We start from the raw sequence: 23,096 nt of genomic DNA on the forward strand, positions 1-23,096 counted from the left end.
ACCGCTTCACACTTTTCCGGATCATGCTCTAGAGTTTTGGTTTTCGTAGCGTGCGCGATGGGGCGCGCACGTCGCGGATCGTGGCTTTCCCCTGATGTTTGGAGATTGATGATGAGGAAATCACTTCTTGCGCTGGCTGCCGGGCTTCTGCTTGCCGGGAGCGTCAGTGCAGCCTCCGCCGCCGACAAGCTGAAGGTCGGCTTCATTTATTTGGGCCCGATCGGCGATCTCGGCTGGACCTATCAGCATGAGCTCGCCCGCCAGGCGCTGGTGAAGGAATTCGGCGACAAGATCGAGACCACCTATCTCGAAAACGTCCCCGAAGGTCCCGACGCCGAGCGCGCCATCGAGCAGCTGGTCCGCGCCGGCAACAAGCTGATCTTCACGACGTCGTTCGGCTACATGGATCCGACACTGAAGGTCGCCAAGAAATATCCGAACGTGCATTTCGAGCACGCGACCGGCTACAAGCGCGACAAGAACATGTCGACATATTCTTCGAAGTGGTATCAGGGCCGCTACATCCAAGGCCTGATCGCCGCCAAGATGTCGAAGTCAGGCGTGCTCGGCTATATCGGCTCATTCCCGATTCCCGAGGTCGTCTCCGGCATCAACGCGACGATGATCGCGGCGCAGAGCATCAACCCGAACATCAAGGTCAAGATCATCTGGGCCAACACCTGGTTCGACCCGGGCAAGGAAGCCGACGCCGCCAAGGCGCTGATCGACCAGGGCGCCGACGTGATCATGCAGCACACCGACTCGCCCGCCGCGATGCAGATCGCCAGCGAACGCGGCAAGCTCGCCTTCGGCCAGGACTCCGAGATGATCAAGTTCGGGCCCAAGACCCAGCTGACCTCGATCCTCGATACCTGGGGGCCCTACTACATCGCCCGCGTCAAGGCCGAGCTCGACGGCACCTGGAAGTCCGAGGACACCTGGGGCGGCCTCGACAGCCACATGTTCGCGATGGCGCCCTATACCAACATGCCTGACGACGTGAAGAAGATCGCCGAGGATGCCCAGGCGGCGATCACTGCCGGCAAGCTGCACCCGTTCAAATGCCCGGTCGTTGGGCAGGACGGCAAGGAGATCGAGTGCAAGGGCGGCGCCAATCTCGACGACGGCCAGATCCTCGGCATGAATTTCTACGTCAAGGGCATCGACGACAAGCTGCCGGGCAAGTAGCACGCTTCTTGCATTGCCTAAATCACCTGCTCCTCCCGGAGGAGGTTCGGAGGGGGTGGCCAGAAGCACCCGGCACTTGTGGCCGCCCCCTCTTTCTATCCTAAAGCGCGATGAGATTGGGCTGAATCGTCATCGCGCTTTAGCTCTTTGTTTGAGCATGATCTTTCCGGAAAACCGCTTCACGCTTTTCCGGATCATGCTCTATCCCGCCTGCATCGCCCGCGCTGCGGCGCTGTGCCGGCGGATGAGGTCCGGAACGTCCAGTCCCGGGATGGCACCGTCGATCACGGCCCAGTTCCCCGCCACCATCACCCTGTCAGCCCGATGCGCGCCGCACAGCACCAGCGCGGCCATGGGATCGCCATGGCCGGAGAAGCGCAGCTCATCGAGCCTGAACAGCGCGAGGTCGGCCGCCTTGCCGACCGCGATCTCGCCGAGTTCCGGACGGCCGACGCAGGCCGCCGAACCCTTTGTCGCCCAGCGTAGCGCATCCTTATGGCTGACCTTGGTCACGCCGTAGCGCGCCCGCTGCAACAGGAAGGCCGCGCGCACCTCCTGCATCAGATTGGACCCGTCATTCGATGCCGAGCCGTCGACGCCGAGACCGATGCCGACGCCCGCCTCTTCCATCTCGCAAACCGGACAGCAGCCCGACGCCAGCAGCTGGTTGCTGCACGCACAGTGGCTGATTGTGGTCTTGGCCTTGCCGAGCCGTTTCATCTCGTCGGCGTTGAAAAAGATGCCGTGCGCGAGCCAGGTCCGCCCGTTGAGCCAGCCGCATTGCTCGAGATAGTCGAGCGGACGGCAGCCATACATCTGCTGGCAGAATTTGTTCTCGTCCTCGGTCTCGGCGAGATGGGTGTGCAGACGCACGTCGAGCTTGTCGGCGAGATCGGCGGTGGCGCGCATCAAGGACGTCGTCACCGAGAACGGCGAGCATGGCGCCAGCGCAATCTGCACCATCGCATCCGCACCGCGCTGGTGATGCTTGGCGACGACGCGCGCGCTATCGGCGAGGATGGTGTCCTCGTCCTGGACGACGCTGTCGGGCGGCAGGCCGCCATCGCGCTGCGACAGGTTCATCGAGCCGCGCGTCAGCAGCACGCGGACGCCGAGCCGCCTTGCGACGCCGACCTCGATATCGACGGATTCTTCGAGCCCCCTGGGGAAGACGTAGTGATGGTCGGTCGTCGTCGTGCAGCCCGAGAGTAGCAGTTCCGACATCGCCACGGTGACGCCGAGCTCGAGCGCCTCGGGCGTCAGCTTCGCCCACACCGGATAGAGCGCCTGGAGCCAGGGAAACAGCTCGCGGTCCATCGCCGCTGGCAGCGCCCGCGTCAACGTCTGATAAAAATGATGATGGGTGTTGATGAGGCCAGGCAGCACGACATGCCCACTCGCATCGAACACGGCGACGTCTGCGGTCACGGGCGTCCCGCCGGCCGGAACGAGCTCGACGATGCGGCCATCCTTCACGACGATCCCGCGCCCGGCGCCGTCAGCGAGAATGGCGAGGGGATCCCTGATCCAGACCGGCTTTGCGTCGCTCATGACTCTGTTTCTCCCGACCCTCGTTAACAAAGCGCCTACAAGGCAGAGGCCATCCCGACAGCGTTATCGCTGCGACTTGTTGTTGCTACTTGGCGCTGGTCTTGCAAGACTTTCCCTCGACAAATCACTGCGGCGCAGGCGTTGTTGCGGCCATGGACTTGAATACCATCACAGCGGTGTCTCATCCGCAAACGCGCTCCGATCTGCCCGTTTGGACGCCAGGTGATGCTTGGCTCGCGGGCGGCACGTGGCTGTTCTCCGAACCGCAAGTTCACCTCACGCGGCTGATCGATCTCACCGATCTGAAATGGCCTGCGCTGACGATCACGCCTGGTCACCTCAGCATCGCCGCCACCTGCACCATCTCGCAACTCGATGCGTTCACCTCTCCGCCCGACTGGCTCGCTGCACCGCTGATCGGCCAATGCTGCCGCGCCTTCCTCGCCTCCTTCAAGATCTGGAAGACGGCGACGGTGGGCGGCAATCTCTGCATGTCGCTGCCGGCGGGACCGATGATCTCGCTGACCGCCGCACTCGACGGGGTCTGCACCATCTGGAAGGCCGGCGGCGGCGAGCAAAGGATTCCCGTCACCGACTTCGTCACCGGCAACCAGCGCAACCGCCTGTCGCCGGGCGACCTGCTGCGGCAGATCGATATCCCGATTGCGGCGCTGAAGCGTCGCTCCGCGTTTCGCCAGATCTCGCTCGCACCGGTCGGCCGCTCCGCGGCGCTTCTGATCGGAAGCCTCGACGGAATTGGCGCGCTGAAGCTGACCGTGACCGCATCGACCGTACGCCCGATCCAGATGTCGTTTCCCGGACCGATCGATGCGGGCACGCTTCGCACCGCGATCTCCGAGGAGATCCCCGACGATCTCTATCACACCGACATTCATGGCAAACCGCTCTGGCGCAAGCACATGACGCTGCGGGTCGCCGAGGAGATCCGCGCCGAACTGCTGGGTGCAATGTCGCCATGAGTTTCGAAGTCAACGGCACGACATTTACGCAAACGCCGCGCACCGGCCAGTGCCTGCGCACATTCCTGCGGGAGCTTGGCCAATTCGGGGTGAAAAAGGGCTGCGACGCCGGCGATTGCGGCGCCTGCACCGTGCTGCTCGACGGCGAACCCGTGCACAGCTGCCTGATCCCCGCGTTTCGCGCGAAGGGACGCACCGTCACCACGATCGAAGGGCTCGGCGGCGAGGACGGCGCGCATCCGATGCAGCAGGCCTTCCTCGACGCGCAGGGATTCCAGTGCGGCTTCTGCACCGCCGGCATGATCTTGACCTGCGCTTCGCTGAACCAGGCGCAGCGCACCGATCTCGGCGCAGCGCTGAAGGGCAACATCTGCCGCTGCACCGGCTACCGCGCGATCGAGGACGCAATCCACGGCAAGAGCAATGTCGAGGCGCGCGTCGAGGCCGGCGGCGCGTTCGGTCGCAGCCTGCCGGCGCCGGCGGGGCCGGACGTCGTGCGCGGCAAGGCGCGCTACACGTTCGACACGCACGTCGATGGCCTGCTGCACATCAAGCTGCTGCGCTCGCCGCATGCGCACGCGCGGATCGTTTCGATCGACAGATCGTCGGCGATGGCCGCTCCGGGCGTGCACGCAATCCTGACGCATGAGGATGCGCCGTCGGTGCTGACATCGACCGCGCGGCATGAGAAGGATTGGATGGATCCCGAGGATACCCGCATCCTCGACGACGTCGTTCGCTTCATCGGCCAGAGGGTCGCGGCGGTGGTGGCCGAGAGTGAAGGCGCGGCCGAGGAGGCCTGCCGCCGGCTGAAGGTCACGTACGAGATTCTGCCCGCGCTGATCGATCCGGAGCAGGCGATGATGCCGGGCGCGCCGCTCGTTCATCCCGACAGGACCAGCGCCAACCGCGTTGCCGACGCGCAGCGCAATCTGGTCGCGGAGATTCATGGCGAATTCGGCGATGTCGCCGCCGCGCTCGCCACATCCGCCGTCACTTATGAAGCCACCTTCCACAGCCATCGTGTGCAGCATGCGGCGCTGGAGACCCATGGCGGCCTCGCCTGGCTCGACGCGACAGGCGTGCTCAACGTCCGCACCTCGACGCAGGTCCCGTTCCTGACGCGGCGCGCGCTCTCGGACATCTTCCAGCTTCCCATGGACAAGGTCCGCGTGTTCTGCGAGCGGGTCGGCGGCGGCTTCGGCGGCAAGCAGGAGATGTTCGTCGAGGATATTCTGGCGCTGGCCGCGCTGAAGACCGGACGCCCCGTCAAGCTCGAGCTGACCCGCGAGGAGCAGTTCATCGCGACCTCGACGCGGCATCCGATGCGCGTCCACGTCAAGGCCGGCGCCGATGCCCAGGGCAAGCTCACCGCGCTGCAGCTCGACGTGCTCTCCAACACCGGTGCCTATGGCAATCACGGCCCCTCCGTGATGTTCCACGCGGTGAACGAGTCGATCGCCGTCTATAACTGCCCGAACAAGCGCGTCGACGGCTTCGTCGTTTACACCAATACGGTGCCAGCAGGCGCGTTTCGCGGCTATGGCTTGCCGCAGTCCGTGATCGCGGTGGAAGCCGCAATCGACGAACTGGCGAAGCAGCTCGACATCAGCCCCTACGAGATCCGTCGCCGCAATATCGTCAGGCCCGGCGATCCCATGCTGTCGCCGCCTGAATCCGAATATCACGACGTGCTCTACGGCTCCTACGGGCTCGACCAGTGCATCGATCTCGTCGAGCGCGCGATGCGGGCGGATCAGCCGCAAAGCGAGCTGTCGCCGGACTGGCTGACCGGCGACGGCATCGCGCTGACCATGATCGACACTGCGCCGCCCGCCGGCCACATCGCCGACGCCATGATCGCGCTCAACGACGATGGCGGCTTCGATCTCACCGTCGGTACCGCCGAGTTCGGCAATGGCACCAGCACCGTGCACCGGCAGATCGCCGCCACTGTGCTCGCGACCACCGTCGATAGAATTCGCCTGCGCCAGTCCGACACCGCCCATGGCGGGCACGACACCGGCGCCTATGGCAGCACCGGCACCTTCGTGGCCGGCAAGGCAACGCAGGCCGCCGCGATGCAGCTTGCAGCCGAGCTGAAGGCAGCCGCAGCCGGCGCGTGGCTTTGCGATGTCGCGACGTGCACGCTCGAGGGCGAGTTCGTCGTCAGCGGCGTGCGACGCATGTCCTTTACCGAGCTTGCCAGGCTGGCGCGCGAGGCGGGTCGTCCGCTCGTCGCGCACGGCAATTCCGAGGGAACGCCGCGCTCGGTCGGCTTCAACGTGCAGGGCTTTCGCGTCGCCGTGAACAAAGGCACCGGCGAGGTCAGGATTCTCCGGAGCGTGCAGGCGGCCGATGCCGGCGTCGTCGCCAATCCCATGCAATGCCGGGGGCAGGTCGAAGGCGGTGTCGCCCAGGCGCTCGGTGCTGCGCTCTACGAGGAGATGGTGATCGACGCCGAGGGCCGCGTCACCAATCCCAAATTCCGCGATTACCATCTGCCGTCCTTCGCGGACGTGCCGCGCACGGAAGTGTTGTTCGCCGAGACGTCCGACACGATCGGACCCCTGGGCGCGAAGTCGATGAGCGAGAGCCCCTACAATCCGGTCGCTGCGGCCCTCGGCAACGCCATCGCTGATGCCACCGGCATCCGCTTCACGGCGCCGCCGTTCAAGCCGGACCGGCTGTTCCCGGCGCTACACGACAAGTTTGGCGATTAACTGCCGCGATAGGTCGAATAGCTCCAGGGCGTGACCAGCAGCGGCACGTGGTAGTGGCCTTCCGGCTCGCTGATCGCGAAGCGCAGCGGGATCTCGTCGAGGAACGGCGGATCGGGAAGCTGCACATTGCGTTCGGCGTAATACCTTCCGACGTTGAAGCGGAGCTCGTAGCGGCCGATCGGCAGCGGGCGGCCGCCGATCAGCGGCTGGTCGGTGCGGCCGTCGGCGTTGGTAACACCGCGCGCGATGACGCGATTCTCGCCGAGCGCGGCTAACTCGACGAGTTCCACCGCGATTCCGGGGGCCGGCTTGCCCATGTGATTATCCAGCACATGGGTCGAGAGCCGGCCGTGCACTTTCAGTCTGTCATCGGCGACGACGAGCTGATCGAGCCGCAGGGCCGCGATACGGCCGATCTCCTCGATCGCGCGACGCGTCTCAGTCTTGGCAATGTTGCGCAGACGCGTCTCGAAGTCGTGCAGCACCGAATCCTTGGTGTGGCGCCGCACGCAGACGATATAGGGGAAGCCGAATTTTTCGCGGTAGGCGTTGTTGACGCGCTCGAACGCGGCGTATTCGGCCTCCGACAGCCGGTCGAGGCCGGCGCTGTTTTGTTCATTGGTCGATTCCGCCGTGAGGCCTGCCGCACGCTGGGCCTTGTTGGCGAGATCGGGATGCGCGCGGATCAGCGCCAGCTGCGCGTCGGGTGCGGCGCTTTGGATCGCCGTCATCAGCGCGGCGTGCAACTGATTGATGCCGGCAAACGGACGCCGCGCCGCGGCTTCTTGGGCAATCCACGGCGAGTATTCGACCACGTTTTCAAGTACCGCAACGAAATCGTCGAAGCTCGCGGTATTGAGATCAGACAAGGCGATCTGCGACATCGAGTCCCTACCCGATCTCGAAAGCGTTGTCGGCAAGACCCGCATGCTTGTCGTGCCAATGCTGCGCGATCTGAAGTCGCGTCGGCACCCAGACGCGATCGTGCTTGCCGATGTAATCGAGGAAGCGGATCAGGCCCGCGGCGCGGCCGGGCCGGCCGGCGAGGCGGCAGTGCAGCCCCACCGACATCATCTTCGGCGCGGTCTCACCTTCGGCATAGAGCACGTCGAAGGCGTCCTTCAGATAGGTGTAGAACTGCTCGCCTTCGGCAAACCCTTGCGGATTGATGAAGCGCATGTCGTTGGCATCTAACGTATAGGGAATGACGAGCTGCTTGCCGTTCGCGCCCTTGACCCAATAGGGCAGATCGTCGGCGTAGGAATCGCAGAGATAAAGGAAGCCGCCCTCCTCCATCAGCAGACGGTTGGTGTTGATCGAGGAGCGCCCGGTGTACCAGCCGAGCGGACGCGCGCCGGTGGCCTCGGTGTGGACGCGAATGGACTCGGCGATCTCGGCGCGCTCCTGCGCTTCCGTCATGTCCTTGTGCTCGATCCATTTCAGGCTGTGGCTCGCAATGTCCCAACCGGACTCCTTCATCGCCGCGACGATTTCCGGATTGCGCTTCAGCGCGGTGGCAACACCGAACACGGTGGTCGGCCAGTTGCGCTCATTGAACATGCGCCACAAGCGCCAGAAGCCGGCGCGCGAGCCATATTCGAACATGGATTCGATATTGGCGTGACGCTGGCCGGGCCAGGGCTGCGCGCCCAGCACGTCGGACAGGAACGCTTCCGACGCACGGTCGCCGTGCAGAATGTTGTTCTCGCCGCCCTCCTCGAAATTGACGACGAACTGCACCGCGACCCGCGCATGGCCGGGCCACTCTGGATGCGGCGGGTTGCGACCGTAACCGCGGAGATCGCGCGGGTAGCTGATATCAGTCACTTAGACTTCCTCGAAGCGGATCGGCAGTGCGCCCTTCCACAGCACGCTCTTGCCCAGCGTCGCCAGGTTCTCCAGGCCCGAAGTCACGGTGATGAAGTGATTGCCGGCGAGCTGGCCCATCTTGCTGGCGAAGTGCACGCCGCCATAGGCAAGCAGGATCTCGGTCTCGCTGATGCCGCCGGGATAGAGGATGATCTGGCCCGGCGCGGGATAGCTGGTGTGGTTCTCATAGCCGACGCCAAAGTCGAGATCGCCGAGCGGCATCCAGACGCCTTCGCCGCTCCAGCGTACATGGATGATGTGGCTCTCGAACGGCAGCGCCTTGCGGAACGCCGCGACAGTCTTGGGTGCGGCCTCCTCTTCGAAGCGGGCATCGAAGGTGAAATCGCCGGCGCGGATAACGAGTTTGCTCATCTCATCTCTCTGGATCGGGGGGTGAGGCCCCACGGGGAACTTGCACGCAAAGAGCATTCCAGCGGGCTTCGCGCAAGGGCGCTAGGACCCATTACCTGCGGTCGTAGGACCAGCCAAATATGCCGCTCCGCCGCACCTCCGGCTCGGGCTCCGCAGCGGCGGCTGCCGCCGGCGCCTCCTTCAGTTCCGCCTGGGGCGGTGGCGGAGGCGGTGCCGGCAGGTTCTCGCATTTCATGGAATAGACCAGCCTGCCGTCCGCGGTGCGTCCGATCGGAGCGCAGGGGTCAGGATGTGCCGCCGAGATTTTGGGAGCGGTTTTGACCTGCGCCACAGCCGGCGAGGCGATCAAAAGCAGGACCAGCAGATATTTCGACATCATTGTCGCGCCTGAAACCTTTGTTGCCCCCATTCAACCTGATGGCGCTGGTCAAGTCCATCCGGCCCCCGCCAGGAGGCTGCCGAATATTTAGCCGGGACCAAAAAATTTGCTCGCCCCATCGTGAACCCGACGACAGTGATATCAGGCTGGCGGCATCGCCATGTCAGCCGTGACGACGATGACATTTCTCACGACCGGGACGTCGTCACGGGAGATACAACCATGCAGAAGACTCTTGCCATTCTCGGCGCGACGCTGATCGCTGCCATCACCATCCAGACCGCGGCCGCGAACGACCATCACCACCTTCGCAAGGCACGACCTGCTCCCATCACCCAGTCGGCGCGCGACTCCAACGCGGCCATGTGGCCATCGCAGCCGACGGAACCTGACTGGTCGCGCTACGCCAATGGCGCAATGTCGGCGCCGGCGGGACGGTGATACGGAAGGCGTAGGGCGCGGCTCTTTCCTCATCGTCATTGCGAGTGCAGTGAAGCAATCCAGAGTCTTTCCGCTGAGGGATTCCGGATTGCTTCGCTGCGCTCGCAATGACGGAGTATGTGGCGACAGTATGGTTCTCCAAATGACCCTGTCATTCCCCGCGAAGGCGGGGATTCCAGTACGCCGCGGCTTCTCGGCTCAATCACATCCGCCTCTGGAATACTGGATCGCCCGGTCAAGCCGGACGACGACACTGAGTGTGTAGACGCAGATACACCGTCTCAGCCTCGCGGCACGTTTCGCCCGAGCTTTGCTTGAACTCGTCACCCTCTTTCCCAAGAGGGCGCAGGGAAGACCGGGTGCCGGCGGCACCCGCGGTCGGCTCGCGAAGCGTGACGACGTACGATCGCCCCTCAAGGTGAACCGGGATGGGCGACACAGCACCGGCCCGTCACCCGCCATCGTCAATACGGATCGTAGTAGCGCGGTCCACCGTAATAGCCGTAGCCGGGACCATAATAGCGCGGGCCGCCATAGTAATAGTTGTCGTAATATTCCTGGCGCCGGCTCTCGGCGATCGCGCCTCCGATCATACCAACCGCGGCGCCCATGAAGGCAAGGCCCGCAGCGCTCGGCCCACGCCGGTAATAGCGATGACGGCGCGCGGCGCTGAAATCGGTCGCGTTGGACGAGCCCTGCCCGGCCACAGCGGCAGTCGCGGCCTTGGCCGCTGCCGGCGACGCGGCAGCTGACGGCGAGACGGAAGCAACGACCAAAGCGAGACTGGCGAATGCGGCCAGTGCGGTGCTGCGGCCAACTCTCGATTTCACGGACCTGTCACTCATCCTCACGTCCTCCGCTCTCGCCAAAGAAAAGATATGGAAACACCACATAATGCGCAAAGCACCGAAATGGTTTCGTGATCGCGGCAATCTGCCACGCTTTGACTGGTCGCGCTACCTCTAGGCCCTGTAACTCCAATACTTCCGCAACGCATCGCCCGCGACCTGGAGATCAAAACGCTGGTCGGGCGCGAGTTGTTGCACGATCAGATTGAACATGTCGTTCAGGATCGAGCGCTTCTCGCCGAAATAAGAATGGCGCAGGCCGACCAGGCTGGTGTCGACCAGCGATGCATCGATCGTATCGACGCCGTCGACAACGGTCAGCGCGTCACCGGCCTCGCCCGCCCGGGGATAGCCGTGCACGAATTTGGAGGCCAGCAGCGCCACGTCGCGCGACGACGCATAGAGCGTGACGCGCGCAGCGCAGCCTTTGAACCTGGCCGCGAGCTGGACGAAACGGTCGCGGTCGATGTCGGGCGCGGCAAAGATGATCTGACCGAGCTTTGCGGCGCCGGCCGGCAGCTGCCACGACGTCACGCGCTCGAGCGTGTTGATCACCGCGCGGTTGCCCATGCTGTGAGCGATGACGTGGACCTTGCCGGCACCGATCTCGCCGAGCGCAAGCTGGAGAAATGTCTCGAAATGATCGCGCGACCAGTCGATCGTGCTCTCGTCCACCGTGTACTTCTTAGTGTCCGCCGCCGACGCCCAGCTATACAGCAGCGTCCTGCCGGCGAATTTCAGATCCACCGCAAGCTGCCCGGCGCGCCGCGCCGCGTCCTCGAAAGTGACGTTGTAGCCGTGCACGAAGATCAGGACGTCGTGCAAATCCGCGGCCGCAAGCGAGTCCTTCAGACTCGTAACGAACGTGTCCCTGCCAAGCGCTCCCACTGACTTGAGGATGACATGCTTTTCCGGATTGGCCGAGAATTCGAGGTGCCACCAGCTCGGGCTGGTGAGTTCGCCGAGGTCGCGGCCACGCGTGGGCACGCTGACCTCCGCGATTCCGAATGACGGCGTCCCGCGCGCACCGCCAAAATAGTGCGCCGGCGTGTCGTCGCCGCGGGCGCGGTCGGTGCCGTAGAACACGGGGATGGTGACGACGCCGGTCGCCTCATCCGTGCTCGGCCCGACAATGTCCGGGACGACCAGCGGCGTTACCCGGCCGCGGCGGGTCACAGTCTCCGTGGCAGCCATGGGCGCCGCCATGTCTTCCATCAAATGCTCGACGAGTTCCGTGGCCGGCGCCTCGGCGAGCAGCCGCACGAGCAGCAGGTCAAGCGACTGACGAAGCCTGGCCGGATCCTCGCCCTTGCCGGCGCGGCCGGCCAATTCCTGCAATTCGTCGGCGTAAGGGGGCCATTTGTCGCCCAGCAGATCCTTCAGCCGGGGCCCGAGTTCGAGCAAGGCAAGCAACAGGCGAAGCGTGTCCGACATCGCACGTCCCTCGTCGCTGGATGCGGCCAGGCGCCAGCCCCGCCGTCGATCCCTAGCCTAGAGGTTGTGAACGATCTGGCAAGTCCGCCCAGCGTGCCAGCGTCAACTTGCCCGGGGTGAAGACCTCAGGACAGCGCCCCCAGCACGCCGCGCGTGGCCTTGTCGATCTCCTCGACATAGCGGCGACGGGCGGTGGTCTCGGTCAGGAAGCCGACCACCTTGCGGCTGTCGGTGGAATCGACCACCGCCAGCATTTCGGCCTCGGCCTCGTCGAACACCGCCATGGCAGACTTCACGTTCATTTCCGGGATCAGCACGATCTCGGTCAGCCGCGCGAGCTCGATGATCTGGATATCATCGGCGATGGTGTCGAGGTCGCTGGAGAACAAGTCGGGCAGCAGGACCAGGCCGACATATTCGTCGGAATTGTTGACGATGACGACGCCCGGGCGCGACCCCAGCGGAAATTCGCTGCGGGTCGCGGCGATCGTCGTGCTCGACGGCACCTTGCCGACGTCGGAGCGCATCAGCCGCTCGACGGTGAGGTTGCGCAGCCAACCGACGTCATTGGCGCTACGGATGGTCTCGCCGCGCAGATGCAGGCGCCAGGTCGAGAAGGAATGGCCGAACATGAAGCGGACGCAGATCGAGGTGACGATGCAGCCGGCCAGCACCACGGCGGTGACGTCGACATTGCGGGTCATCTCGAGCACGAGGAACGACATGGTCAGCGGGCCGCCGACGATGGCCACGCCCAGCGTCGCCATGCCGGTCAGCATCGCCACCAGCGGATCGATCGCGAAGTTCGGGCTGATCAAGAGCAGCACCGCGGCGAAGAACTTACCGATCAGGCTGCCGACGAACAGCGAGGCGAAGAACAGACCGCCGCGGAAGCCCGAGGCCAGCGAGATCAGGCAGGCCGTCACCTTCAGCGCGATGATGATCGCGACCAGTCCGATCGTCATGTCGTGGAAGAGGTCGAGCACCATGGCGCCGTGGCCGGCCGCCAGCACCTGCGGCGTGACGAGGGCGAAGCTGCCGACGACGAGGCCGCCGATCACGGGGCGCAGCCAGACCGGCAGCCATTTGAACAGCCGCTCGAACATCGAGGACGAGCGCATCACGGCAATGCCAACGCCGCTGGTGACAAGCGCGAGCCCGATCAGCGCCAGATATTGCTCGACGCCGACGGCGCTGACCTTCGGTATTTCGATGGAGTACGGCGCGCCGCCGAGCCATTGCGCGGTGAGCGCGCCGGCGAGCGAGGCCGCCAAAATCGGCGCCGCGCTGCCGACGGAATAGACACCGACAATCAGCTCGCAGGCGTAGAACGCGCCGGTTATCGGCGCGCCGAAAGCGGCCGCGATCGCCGCCGCGGCGCCGCAGCCGACCATCAGGCGGAGATCGTTACGGCGGAGGTTGAAGAACTTGCCGAACAGCGAGGCGATCCCCGAGCCGATCTGGGTGTAGCCGGCCTCGAGGCCGACGGAGGCGCCGCAACCGTTCGAGATCAGCGTCTGGCTCGACACCACCACGCTGTCGCGCATCGACAGAATGCCGCCGCGCAGCGCATTGGCCTCGATCGGGTCGACTGCGCTCGAGATCTTCAGCCGTCGCCGCCACCATTCCATGATGCCGAGCACGAGGCCGCCGAGCGCCGGCGCGATCATTGCCGCCCAGGGGCTGATATAGGCGTTGGCAGAGAGGCGCACGTCGATCGGAATGCCAAAGATCACGACGTGGGCGATCTGCGCGATCACGGCCATCAGGGTCACGATCGCACCGGCCAGCGTGCCGATCACGAGCGCGAGCGGGATCAGGTAGAACTCGTTGCTGCGCAACAGTGCGCGCAGCCGAACCATCGTGCGGTTGGTGCCCTTGCCGTCGACGAAATATCTGATCCGCGCGAACACCGCTTGCGAGCCCTACCCTTCCGATAGGCCGTAGCCGGCCATGCGCTGACGGACCCGCTCGATCTCGGCGCTCGAGAGCAGCGGCGGTTTGCCGATCTGGAGACAGCCGTGATACTGCCGCGCCAGCGTCTCGACCTCGACGGCGAGCCACATCGCCTTGTCGAGCGTCTGGCCGAGCGCGATCATGCCGTGATGGTCCAGCAGACAGGCGAGCCGGCCCTCCAGCGCGCGCACCGCATGCGCGGACAGCTCCACTGTCCCGAAGGTGGCATAGGGCGCGCAGCGGATGCTGTCGCCGCCGGCCGCCGCGATCATGTAGTGCACCGGCGGGATCTCCATGCCCATGATCGCCAGGATGGTGCAATAGGTCGGATGGGCGTGCACGACGGCGTTGACGTCGGCGCGCGCCTTCAGGATGTCCAGATGGAAGCGCCACTCGCTGGACGGTTTCTGGCTTGGGGCATGCGAGCCGTCCATCGCCATGAAGACGATCTGGTCCGGCGTCATGGTGTCATAGGGCAGGCTGGTGGGCGTGATCAGGAGCCCGTCCCCATGCCGCACGCTGATATTGCCTGATGTGCCCTGGTTGATGCCGAGCGCATTCATGCGGCGGCAGGCGTCGATGATGGCCTGTCTCTTTGCGAGTTCGTCCGCTGTCATCGACTTCGATTTCATCTCGACCTTCTTGTCGATTTCTTCGATGGGCTCTTGTTAGACCCGAAGTACGTCAAAGCAATATGGCAGTGCAAGCGAAAGCGGACCTGTTCAGGCACTGGATTTCTGGCGCGCCCGCCCGGGACATGAATTTATCGTAAAATCAACAGATTAACAGTTTGTCGCAGGCCCAGAGACCTCAAGACAGGCTCGCCCGGACAGCCGCAATGCCGTTGATCACGAATTGCACCGAATAGGCCGCCAGCAGCATGCCGAGCACCCGCGAGAGCACGGCATTTCCGGTGCGCCCGAGCGTGCGCGCAATCAGGTGCGCCGAGACGAAGCAGAGCATGCAGAGCAGGCAGACCGCCAGCACGATCGCGATGATGATGGCGAGCCTTGCTCCATAGCCGGCACCGCCCGCCAGCAACAGCGTGGTCGCGATCGCTCCGGGACCGGCCATCATGGGGATTGCGAGCGGAAACACCGCGACATCGGAGGCGTGCTCGGCCGTCGCCTTGTCCGCCTCCCGCGCCTCGCGATGCGGCCGGTCGCCGAAGATCATCTGGTAGGACACGCCGAACAGCAGCAGCCCGCCCGCGATCTGGAAGGCGGGGATGCCGATCCCGAGCTGGCGCAGCAGCCAGTTTCCGACCAGCGCGATCACGACCAGGATCGAGGCCGCGATGAACGGCGCCCGCAGCGCCACCGTCCGCTTGCTCGTCTCGGGCATGCCGCCGGTCGCGGCCAGAAACGCCGGCGCGAGGCCGACGGGATCGACCACCAGCAGCAGCGTGACGAAGGCGGACAGGGCGAAGTCGAGCATGGGTCAGGCGCCTCAGGCGAGGATGGACAGCCAGCCATAGCGGCTCGCGCAGACCTTCGCGAGGAACATTTGCCCGTCCCGGCTCTTGATCGCGTGAGGATTGAGGAAGGACTTGCCTTTTTAAGAAGGACTTGCCTTCCCGTGTCGCCTCATGAGGAGGACCAATGGCGAAGAAAGCAAAGAAACGTGCACCCGCGAAAAAGACCGCGTCGCGCCGCCCGCGTCGGGCGCCTAAGATGCTGAGCGACCTTTTCCTGGAAACGCTGAAGGACATCTATTACGCGGAGAACAAGATCATCAAGACGCTGCCGAAGATGGCCAAGGCCGCGCATTCGAAGGACCTTGCGGCCGCCTTCAACAAGCACCTGCGGGAGACGCAGGGCCAGGTCAGACGGCTCGAGCAGATCTTCGGGATGCTGAACAAGCCCGCGCGCGGCAAGCCGTGCGAAGCGATCAACGGCATCACCGACGAGGGCGCCGAGATCATGAAGGACTTCAAGAACGCCCCTGCCCTCGATGCCGGGCTGCTCGCGGCGGCGCAGGCCGTCGAGCACTACGAAATCTCCCGTTACGGCACACTTCGCACCTGGGCCGAAGAGCTCGGCATGCCCGAGGCGGCAAGGCTGCTCCAGGATACGCTGGACGAGGAAGAGGCGACCGACCACACCCTGACCGAGCTCGCCACGTCGGTCATCAACCTCGAAGCCGAGGCCGAATACCGCGAAGCCGCCTGATCCAGACCACCCAATTGTTACCTCCGGCGCCGCGGAACATCTTTCGCGGCGTCGATGCGTCTGAGCGCAAGGGCCTGCTCCGCCAAGAGAGGCAGGCATGCCGCAAACGCGCGATGCTGGAATTTGCGGGAACCATCACCATATCCCGTTTTCCAACCGCAGCGCCTTCCCCGAGTTTTGCCATGCAACCCAAGAATCCCTTTGACTGGATGCTGTCCGAGGCCCTCGACCAGCTGACCCGCGCCGAACGGATGCGGCAGCAGTTCGGCCGTCAGGACACCTGCTGGGAGCCGCCGATCGACGTGCTTGAGACCGAGCATGAGCTTCTGATCCTGATCGCGCTTCCCGGCGTCAATCCGGACAATGTCGAGACCGTCATCCATGACGGCGTGCTGGTCATATCCGGCCAGCGCACGCTGCCGCCGGAGCTTCGCAACGCCCGCATCCACCGGCTCGAGCTGCCGCAGGGGCGTTTTGAGCGCCGCATTGCATTGCCCCTTGGCCGCTACGCCATCAGCCGCTTCGTGATGGACGGCTGCGTCGCGCTGCGCCTCGCCAAATCCTGAGGTCGATCATGGCCACCGAACAGATGAATACCGCACAGACCAATCCTGACGTGAATATCCCCGACGACGCACTGATCATCATCCCGGTGCGCGAGATGGTGCTGTTCCCCGGCGCCATCGCGCCGATCGCGATCGCACGCCCGAAATCCGTCGCCGCCGCGCAGCAGGCGCTGCGCGAGCAGCGGCCGGTCGGCATCGTGCTGCAGCGCAGCCCCGAGACCGACGAGCCCGGCCCTGATGATCTCTACAAGGTCGCGACCATCGCCAACATCGTGCGCTACATCACCGCACCCGACGGCACGCATCACATCGTCTGCCAGGGCGTGCAGCGCGCGCGTATCCTCGACTTCCTGCCGGGGACGCCGTTCCTGGCTGCGCGCTTCCAGCAGATCCCCGAGCCGACCACGACCTCAGCCGAGATCGAGGCACGGGCGCTGAACCTGCAGCGCCAGGCCATCGAGGCGATCGAGCTGCTGCCGCAGGCCCCGCCCGAGCTGGTCGCGATGTTCCAGAGCACCAGTGCGCCCGGCGCGCTGGCGGACCTGGCGACGTCGTTCATGGACATCAAGCCGTCCGACAAGCAGGAGGTGCTGGAGACCATCGACCTCTCCTTGCGCGTCGAGAAGGTGTCGAAGCACCTGGCCGAGCGGCTGGAGGTGCTGCGCATCTCCAACGAGATCGGCCAGAAGACCCGCGCCTCGTTCGACGAGCGGCAGCGCGAGGCGATCCTGCGCGAGCAGATGGCGACCATCCAGCGGCAACTGGGCGAAGGCGACGGCAAGTCTGCCGAGGTCGCCGAGCTGACGGCTGCGATCGCCAAGGCCAACATGCCGCCGGAGGCGGATGCGCACGCCAGGAAGGAGCTGCGCCGCTACGAGCGCATGCCCGAGGCTGCCGGTGAAGCCGGCATGGTCCGCACGTACCTCGACTGGCTGATCGAGCTGCCATGGGCGCTCCCCGCGGAGAAGCCGATCGACATCAAGGAGGCACGTCGCATCCTGGATGCGGATCACTTTGGCCTGGAGAAGATCAAGAGCCGGATCATCGAATATCTGGCGGTGCGCAAGCTGGCGCCGCAAGGCAAGGCCCCGATCCTGTGCTTCGTCGGCCCGCCCGGCGTCGGCAAGACCTCGCTCGGCCAGTCCATCGCGCGTGCGATGGATCGCCCCTTCGTGCGCGTCAGCCTGGGTGGCGTGCATGACGAGGCCGAGATCCGCGGCCACCGGCGCACCTATATCGGCGCGCTGCCCGGCAACATCATCCAGGGCATCAAGAAGGCGGGCGCCCGCAACTGCGTCATGATGCTGGACGAGATCGACAAGATGGGCCGTGGCGTCCAGGGCGATCCTTCCGCCGCGATGCTGGAGGTGCTCGACCCCGAGCAGAACGGGACGTTCCGGGACAATTACCTGGGCGTGCCCTTCGACCTGTCGCGCGTCGTCTTCATCGCGACCGCCAACATGCTGGACCAGATTCCGGGTCCGCTGCTGGACCGCATGGAGCTGATCAGCCTGGCCGGTTACACCGAGGATGAGAAGCTGGAGATCGCGCGGCGGTATCTGGTGCGGCGGCAGCTGGAGGCCAATGGCCTGACGGCCGAGCAGGCCGAGATCGAGCCGGATGCGCTGAAGCTAGTGGTCAAGGGTTACACCCGTGAGGCCGGCGTGCGTAACCTCGAGCGTGAGATCGGCAAGGTGTTCCGCCATGCCGCGGTGCAGGTCGCCGAAGGCACGACCACAAAGGTGGTGGTGACGGCGAAGGACATCGGCGACGTGCTGGGACAGCCGCGCTTCGAAGGCGAGATCGCGCAGCGCACCAGCATTCCGGGCGTGGCCACCGGCCTTGCCTGGACGCCTGTGGGCGGCGACATCCTGTTCATCGAGGCCTCGCGCGTGCCCGGCCGCGGCGGCATGATCCTAACCGGCCAGCTTGGCGAGGTCATGCGCGAGAGCGTGCAGGCCGCGCTGACGCTGGTGAAGAGCAAAGCGAACCAGCTCGGCATCGATCCCCAGGTGTTCGAGAAGAGCGACATCCACGTTCACGTTCCTGCGGGCGCAACCCCGAAGGACGGACCGAGCGCGGGCGTGGCGATGTTCACGGCGCTTACATCACTGCTCACCAATCGCACGGTGCGGAGCGACACCGCGATGACCGGCGAGATCTCGCTGCGCGGCCTGGTGCTGCCGGTCGGCGGCATCAAGGAGAAGGTGGTGGCTGCGGCCGCCGCCGGATTGAAGCGGGTGATGCTGCCGGCGCGCAACAAGCGGGACTATGACGACATCCCGAAGAGCGCGCGGGACAACCTCGAATTCATCTGGCTGGAGCGCGTCGACGAGGCCATCGCCGCGGCGCTCGAGCCGGTGGGAGTCGATGCGAAGGTCGAAGCGGCGGAGTGATGCGATGAAGAAACTGCTGGAAGACGCAAAGCGATCGCGAAAAACGCAAAAGCTGCGCCAGCTGCTCGGCCGTGCCATCGACCGGGTGCGCGATGCACTTGCAGGACCTGAGCCGCGGCTTCAGCCGATCCCGGTCCGGGTGAGGCGCCGCAAGGGCTGATCCCCTCCGATCGGCCCCTGCGGTCCATTCAAACCAAAAGGCCCCCTCTCATCGAGGGGGCCTTTGCGTTATCAGGCCACGGCGTCCTTGGCGGCCTTGACGGGGCGGGCGCGGACGATCTTCCGGGCCGGCTTGGCCTTGAACATCATCTCTTCGCCCGTGAACGGGTTGGTGCCCTTGCGCGCCTTGGTCGCGGGCTTCTTGATGACCACGAACTTGGCGAAGCCCGGCACCAGGAACAGGCCGTTCTTCTTGAGCTCCTTGTGGCCGACGTCGGTCAGCGTCTCCATGACGCTCTTGACGTCGCGCTTGGAAAGCTCGGTGGCGGTCGCAATCTTTTCGATCAACTGCGATTTGGACATTTGGGCTGGCATCGTGTCTCCTCTGATTCGTTGCCGGTTGCATATTAGACCAACCGGCGAAGGCCTATAGCCTTCTGCACAGTTTTGTCGCGGTTTTACGGGCTTTTTTGGCCCCCTGAGACAAAAAACCCTGCATTTTAGCGGCTTCCAGAACGGATGGCGCCTCGCGCAGCGGTTTTTGCCTTGTTTCAAAGGCCCGCAAGCAGCCTTGCTAAAGCTGATTCGATGCTTTCGACAAGCGACGACCGGCCTCTTTGTGCGAGGAGAAGCGCGATTCACCCTGAAAAATAAGGCTTGATCGTCGCCCTGCGACGTTTTTCCCTGCTTTTTACGGGCCGCGGCGCACTAGATGCGCTCGATGATGATGGCCGGAGCCATGCCACCGGCCGCGCACATCGTGACGAGACCGCGCTTGAGGTCGCGCCGTTCGAGCTCGTCGAGCACAGTGCCGATCAGGATCGAGCCCGTCGCCCCGATGGGATGACCGAGCGCGATCGAGCCGCCATTGACGTTGACCTTGGCGCGATCGAGCTTGAGATCCCTGATATATTTTTCGGCCACCACCGCAAAGGCCTCGTTGATCTCGAACAGGTCGATGTCGTCGATGGTGAGCCCCGCCTTCGCCAGCACCTTGCGGGTCGCCGGCACCGGTGCGTTCAGCATCAGGGTCGGCGAGTCCCCCATATTGGCCATGGCGACCACGCGGGCGCGGGCTTTGAGGCCATGCGCCTTGGCGTAAGAAGGTGACGCGAGCAGGATCGCTGCGGCGCCGTCGACGACGCCCGACGAATTGCCGGCGTGGTGCATGAAGTCGATGTCGAGGTCAGGGAATTTTTGCAGGATCAGGCCGCGATAGGTCGTACCCTTGTCGTCCAGCGCATAGTCGGCGATCGCCGGGAATGCCGGCTTCAGCGCCGCCAGCCCTTCCATCGTGGTCTGCGGCCGCGGATATTCTTCATGGTCGAGCGCGAGGCTGCCGTCCTCGCGATAAACCGGCACGAGGCTCTTCTTGAAATACCCGCCGGCAATCGCATGGGCGGCGCGCTTCTGGCTTTCAAGGCCAAGCGCGTCGACGTCCCGACGCGTGATGCCTTCCAGCGTCGCGATCGCATCCGCGCAGACGCCCTGATGCGACTGCGGATGTTTTGCACGAAGCCGCAGATTGCCGGAGTCCATCATCATCGGGCCGCCGCCGCGACGTCCCTCCATCGACATCATCTCGCAGCCGCCGGCGATGACGAGTTCTTCCGCGCCCGCCATGATAGAGGAGGCCGCCATGTTGACGCTGGTGATGCCGGAACCGCAGAAGCGATCCAGCGTCACGGCGCTGGCGCGCACGTCATAGCCGGCATCGAGCGCCGACATGCGGCCAAGATCGCCGCTCTGCGTCGCCACCTGCGCGCTGCAGCCCCAGACGATATCGTCGACATCGGCGGTGTTGATCCCGGTGCGATCGGCCAGCGCGCGCAGCACGGTGGCGCCGAGCTGCTGCGGATGAATGCCTGAGAGAGCCCCCTTGCCGGCCTTGCCGACGCCGCGCGGGGTGCGGCAGGCATCGATGATCAGCGCGTCGGTCATGGGCGTTGTCCTCTTGTTATGCGTGTTGAGGACGGTTTTGAATCAGGGGGAGAGGGGAGTCAATGAGCGGCTGTCTCAGCAAAAATGGGATCAGACGGACTCGCGGAGACTCCCCCTCACCCGGATTTTCCGCTGCGCGTAAAATCCGGCCTCTCCCCGCATGCGGGGAGAGGCAAAGAGTTCACGCCACCGCCGCGTTATTCGCGATCACGTTGCGATAACAGCTGGCGCAGAGCTTCGCCGTGCGCACCTGGGCGTCGAAATTGACGTGGTAGAGCCCGAAGCGCCTGTTGAGCCCGAAGACCCATTCGCAGTCGGGGCATCGACCACCCGTGAAATGCAAGGCATGGACCCAGTGTCCCAACAATCCGGCGGCCGCCCTGCCAAGACCGGACTCCTCAACTATGCGAATTCCAGCACATCGGCCACCGGACGGCGCGGCTTCTGTGGCCAGTTTCCGGGACGCTCCCCCCCTACGGACAACAGCATGACCGGCACTTCGTCCTCGTCCAGCGCGAACTCTCGGGCCACTGCTTCGGCATCGAAACCGATCATGGGCGTCGAACCGAGGCCCAGCGAGCGGGCCGCATAGATTATCGCCGCCGCCCCGAAGGTGGCGGTACGTACTGCCTCGTCGCGTTGGCGCTGCGGGTACTCCATGTACAGATCGCGTGCGGGGATTTCCCAATCCGGCACCATCTTTGCCGGCATGATGCCCGCCTGCACCAGTGGCGCGAGGCGCTTTGGTATTACGCTGGAATCGGCCAACTGGCCGCAGACGATGAAGGTGACGGCTGCTTCGGTGATCGCGGGCTGATGCCAGGCAATCGGATGCAACCGAGCCTTTGCTTCAGGCGTACGTACGGCGATGAAGCGCCAATTCTGCAAGTGGAAGGATGTCGGCGCGGTGGTGCCGATTCGCACCAGTTCGCGGATTTGGTCGTCGCTTAAGATGGCAGCAGGGTCGTAGTACTTGGCGGCGCTACGGCTCAGGATGCATTCGATGACGGTGTTGGTCATCGTGATTCCGTCGCTCATGGAGATTCCTATAAGTGAGAGCTAGGTTGAAGTGTAGAAGTGTTTCCGCTGGTGGCACTCGTGCCTTGCTCGCATCGGCGCTCACCTGCCGCCAGCTGGACGGTGCCGGCCGGCTGCGTGCATCAATGGGCATGCGTCGCTCAGGGACGAACGCGGATGATCGTCTTCCCCGTGCGTCGCTTGGTCGGGTTCAAGGTGGCGACGGCAGTGTCAAGGGTCGAGACGCTGCCGATGTTCGTCCGCAGTCGTCCGTCCCGCACCCGCTGAACGATCTCACTCAGTTGGGCCTGATCGGACTCGACGACGAAGTCGACCACGCGGCCGTCGACGGGCCGCGCCTCGGCCGGCCCGACGATGGACACCAGCGTTCCTCCGGTTCGAATAAGGTCAGCGGAGCGCTTCCCGATGTTGCCGCCGATGCCATCGAGCACCAGATCGACCTCGCCGACGTCCTCCAGCGCGTCGCTATCGAGGTCGACGAACTCCTTCGCGCCGAACTCGAGCACCGTCTGACGGTCGGCAGCACGTCCGGTGCCGATGACGTAGGCGCCGAACTCTCGTGCGAGCTGCGTCACCATCGAACCGACTGCGCCCGCCGCGCCGTGCACGAGTACGCTCTGCCCCGCCTGAAGGCGGCCGTGCTGGAACAGTCCCTGCCACGCGGTGAGGCCCGAAATTGGCAGACTCGCGCCCACCGTGAAGTCGACGTCGCCCGGAAGCGGCGCGAGGTTGCGTGCCTCCATGGCTACATACTCCGCCAGGGTGCCGTCGCGATACCAGTCGGCGAGGCCGAACACTCGCTGTCCCACCGACAGTCCCGTCGTGCCGTAGCCGAGAGCGGTGACCACTCCGGCCAGCTCGTGCCCAGGGATCGACGGCGTTCGATCACGGTCGAGGCGATCGGTCCAGGTCGAGGGCCACTCCAGCTCAGTCGGGACGAATCCCGACGCATGAACCTGAACGATGACGTCGTTTATCGCCGCCTGCGGCTCGGGTCGCTTCACCAGCTTCATTCCGGCGGTTCCCGCCGCCTGGTCCGTTACGACGATTGCCTTCATGATCAATTTCTCTTGGGTCGTTTGTC

Annotated in this window: 22 protein-coding genes and 1 pseudogene; 8 read left to right on the forward strand and 15 right to left on the reverse strand. The window is 64.7% G+C overall.

The genetic code is table 11. From position 1 onward, the window contains the following. Window positions 1-111: 111 nt before the first annotated feature. Window positions 112-1,188 carry a BMP family ABC transporter substrate-binding protein gene (locus L6639_RS27245; RefSeq protein ID WP_237864715.1) on the forward strand — a complete coding sequence of 359 codons (1,077 nt, stop codon included), beginning with the start codon at window positions 112-114 and terminating at the stop codon, window positions 1,186-1,188. Window positions 1,189-1,389: 201 nt separating this feature from the next. On the opposite strand, the gene L6639_RS27250 is transcribed toward L6639_RS27245, so the two are convergent. Further along, a complete protein-coding gene (locus L6639_RS27250; protein WP_237864716.1) occupies window positions 1,390-2,739 on the reverse strand; it encodes an 8-oxoguanine deaminase in 1,350 nt (449 codons plus the stop codon). 152 nt (window positions 2,740-2,891) lie between these two features. On the opposite strand from L6639_RS27250, the gene L6639_RS27255 reads away from it, so the two are divergent. Together L6639_RS27255 and L6639_RS27260 are read left to right on the forward strand one after the other, a co-directional pair. Further along, entirely contained in the window at window positions 2,892-3,719 is an 828-nt protein-coding gene (locus L6639_RS27255; RefSeq protein WP_237864717.1) for an FAD binding domain-containing protein, read from the forward strand. Beyond that, complete coding sequence (locus tag L6639_RS27260) at window positions 3,716-6,442, forward strand: molybdopterin-dependent oxidoreductase (RefSeq protein WP_237864718.1); 2,727 nt, start codon at window positions 3,716-3,718, stop codon at window positions 6,440-6,442. Before L6639_RS27255 ends, L6639_RS27260 begins: the two co-directional genes overlap by 4 nt. Here the strand turns inward: L6639_RS27260 and uraD are convergent. The 4 genes from uraD to L6639_RS27280 form a co-directional block, all read right to left on the reverse strand. Further along, window positions 6,439-7,326, reverse strand: a complete 888-nt coding sequence (uraD, locus tag L6639_RS27265; protein ID WP_237864719.1) for a 2-oxo-4-hydroxy-4-carboxy-5-ureidoimidazoline decarboxylase — start codon at window positions 7,324-7,326, stop codon at window positions 6,439-6,441. The genes L6639_RS27260 and uraD overlap by 4 nt on opposite strands. Window positions 7,327-7,333: 7 nt before the next feature. Beyond that, window positions 7,334-8,269, reverse strand: a complete 936-nt coding sequence (gene puuE / locus L6639_RS27270) for an allantoinase PuuE (protein WP_237864720.1) — start codon at window positions 8,267-8,269, stop codon at window positions 7,334-7,336. Next, the gene (locus L6639_RS27275; protein WP_128950562.1) at window positions 8,270-8,683 is read right to left on the reverse strand and encodes a DUF3830 family protein; all 414 of its coding nucleotides are present in this window, start codon (window positions 8,681-8,683) and stop codon (window positions 8,270-8,272) included. A 91-nt stretch (window positions 8,684-8,774) separates the two neighbouring features. Next, window positions 8,775-9,059, reverse strand: a complete 285-nt coding sequence (locus tag L6639_RS27280; protein ID WP_237864721.1) for a hypothetical protein — start codon at window positions 9,057-9,059, stop codon at window positions 8,775-8,777. 225 nt (window positions 9,060-9,284) lie between these two features. Between L6639_RS27280 and L6639_RS27285 the strand changes: the two genes are divergently transcribed. Further along, entirely contained in the window at window positions 9,285-9,503 is a 219-nt protein-coding gene (locus L6639_RS27285; protein ID WP_237864722.1) for a hypothetical protein, read from the forward strand. A gap of 464 nt (window positions 9,504-9,967) precedes the next feature. Here the strand turns inward: L6639_RS27285 and L6639_RS27290 are convergent, their stop codons facing one another. From L6639_RS27290 to L6639_RS27310, 5 genes are all read right to left on the reverse strand, one after another. Further along, on the reverse strand, window positions 9,968-10,348 hold the full coding sequence (locus L6639_RS27290; RefSeq protein ID WP_237864723.1) for a hypothetical protein: 381 nt from the start codon (window positions 10,346-10,348) through the stop codon (window positions 9,968-9,970). Window positions 10,349-10,465: 117 nt separating this feature from the next. Continuing rightward, window positions 10,466-11,785, reverse strand: coding sequence for an alpha/beta hydrolase (locus L6639_RS27295; RefSeq protein ID WP_237864724.1), 1,320 nt, complete (start codon window positions 11,783-11,785; stop codon window positions 10,466-10,468). Window positions 11,786-11,910: 125 nt separating this feature from the next. Further along, entirely contained in the window at window positions 11,911-13,698 is a 1,788-nt protein-coding gene (locus L6639_RS27300; protein ID WP_237864725.1) for a chloride channel protein, read from the reverse strand. 12 nt (window positions 13,699-13,710) lie between these two features. After that, complete coding sequence (locus L6639_RS27305) at window positions 13,711-14,358, reverse strand: L-fuculose-phosphate aldolase (RefSeq protein ID WP_237864918.1); 648 nt, start codon at window positions 14,356-14,358, stop codon at window positions 13,711-13,713. 193 nt (window positions 14,359-14,551) lie between these two features. Further along, window positions 14,552-15,178, reverse strand: a complete 627-nt coding sequence (locus L6639_RS27310) for a MarC family protein (RefSeq protein ID WP_237864726.1) — start codon at window positions 15,176-15,178, stop codon at window positions 14,552-14,554. A 164-nt stretch (window positions 15,179-15,342) separates the two neighbouring features. Here L6639_RS27310 and L6639_RS27315 point away from each other — a divergent pair, with 164 nt between their 5' ends. From L6639_RS27315 to L6639_RS27330, 4 genes are all read left to right on the forward strand, one after another. Continuing rightward, on the forward strand, window positions 15,343-15,912 hold the full coding sequence (locus L6639_RS27315) for a YciE/YciF ferroxidase family protein (protein ID WP_237864727.1): 570 nt from the start codon (window positions 15,343-15,345) through the stop codon (window positions 15,910-15,912). A gap of 182 nt (window positions 15,913-16,094) precedes the next feature. Beyond that, complete coding sequence (locus L6639_RS27320; RefSeq protein ID WP_237864728.1) at window positions 16,095-16,478, forward strand: Hsp20/alpha crystallin family protein; 384 nt, start codon at window positions 16,095-16,097, stop codon at window positions 16,476-16,478. A gap of 8 nt (window positions 16,479-16,486) precedes the next feature. After that, window positions 16,487-18,874 (forward strand): endopeptidase La, encoded by a 2,388-nt coding sequence (lon, locus tag L6639_RS27325; protein WP_237864729.1) that lies wholly within the window; start codon window positions 16,487-16,489, stop codon window positions 18,872-18,874. 4 nt (window positions 18,875-18,878) lie between these two features. Then, complete coding sequence (locus tag L6639_RS27330) at window positions 18,879-19,034, forward strand: hypothetical protein (RefSeq protein WP_237864730.1); 156 nt, start codon at window positions 18,879-18,881, stop codon at window positions 19,032-19,034. Between the two features lie 71 nt (window positions 19,035-19,105). On the opposite strand, the gene L6639_RS27335 is transcribed toward L6639_RS27330, so the two are convergent. The 5 genes and pseudogenes from L6639_RS27335 to L6639_RS27355 form a co-directional block, all read right to left on the reverse strand. Beyond that, window positions 19,106-19,408, reverse strand: coding sequence for an HU family DNA-binding protein (locus L6639_RS27335; protein ID WP_008139488.1), 303 nt, complete (start codon window positions 19,406-19,408; stop codon window positions 19,106-19,108). A 333-nt stretch (window positions 19,409-19,741) separates the two neighbouring features. Next, window positions 19,742-20,974, reverse strand: a complete 1,233-nt coding sequence (locus L6639_RS27340; protein WP_237864731.1) for an acetyl-CoA C-acetyltransferase — start codon at window positions 20,972-20,974, stop codon at window positions 19,742-19,744. 181 nt (window positions 20,975-21,155) lie between these two features. After that, window positions 21,156-21,284 (reverse strand): annotated as a pseudogene (locus tag L6639_RS27345) (family 1 glycosylhydrolase); the annotation flags it as partial. A gap of 92 nt (window positions 21,285-21,376) precedes the next feature. Beyond that, a complete protein-coding gene (locus L6639_RS27350) occupies window positions 21,377-22,012 on the reverse strand; it encodes a nitroreductase family protein (RefSeq protein ID WP_237864732.1) in 636 nt (211 codons plus the stop codon). A gap of 140 nt (window positions 22,013-22,152) precedes the next feature. Next, complete coding sequence (locus tag L6639_RS27355) at window positions 22,153-23,070, reverse strand: NADP-dependent oxidoreductase (protein WP_237864733.1); 918 nt, start codon at window positions 23,068-23,070, stop codon at window positions 22,153-22,155. Between the last annotated feature and the right edge of the window lie 26 nt (window positions 23,071-23,096).

This window comes from Bradyrhizobium zhengyangense (assembly GCF_022012555.1).
In the GTDB taxonomy this organism is placed as follows: Bacteria; Pseudomonadota; Alphaproteobacteria; order Rhizobiales; family Xanthobacteraceae; genus Bradyrhizobium; species Bradyrhizobium zhengyangense.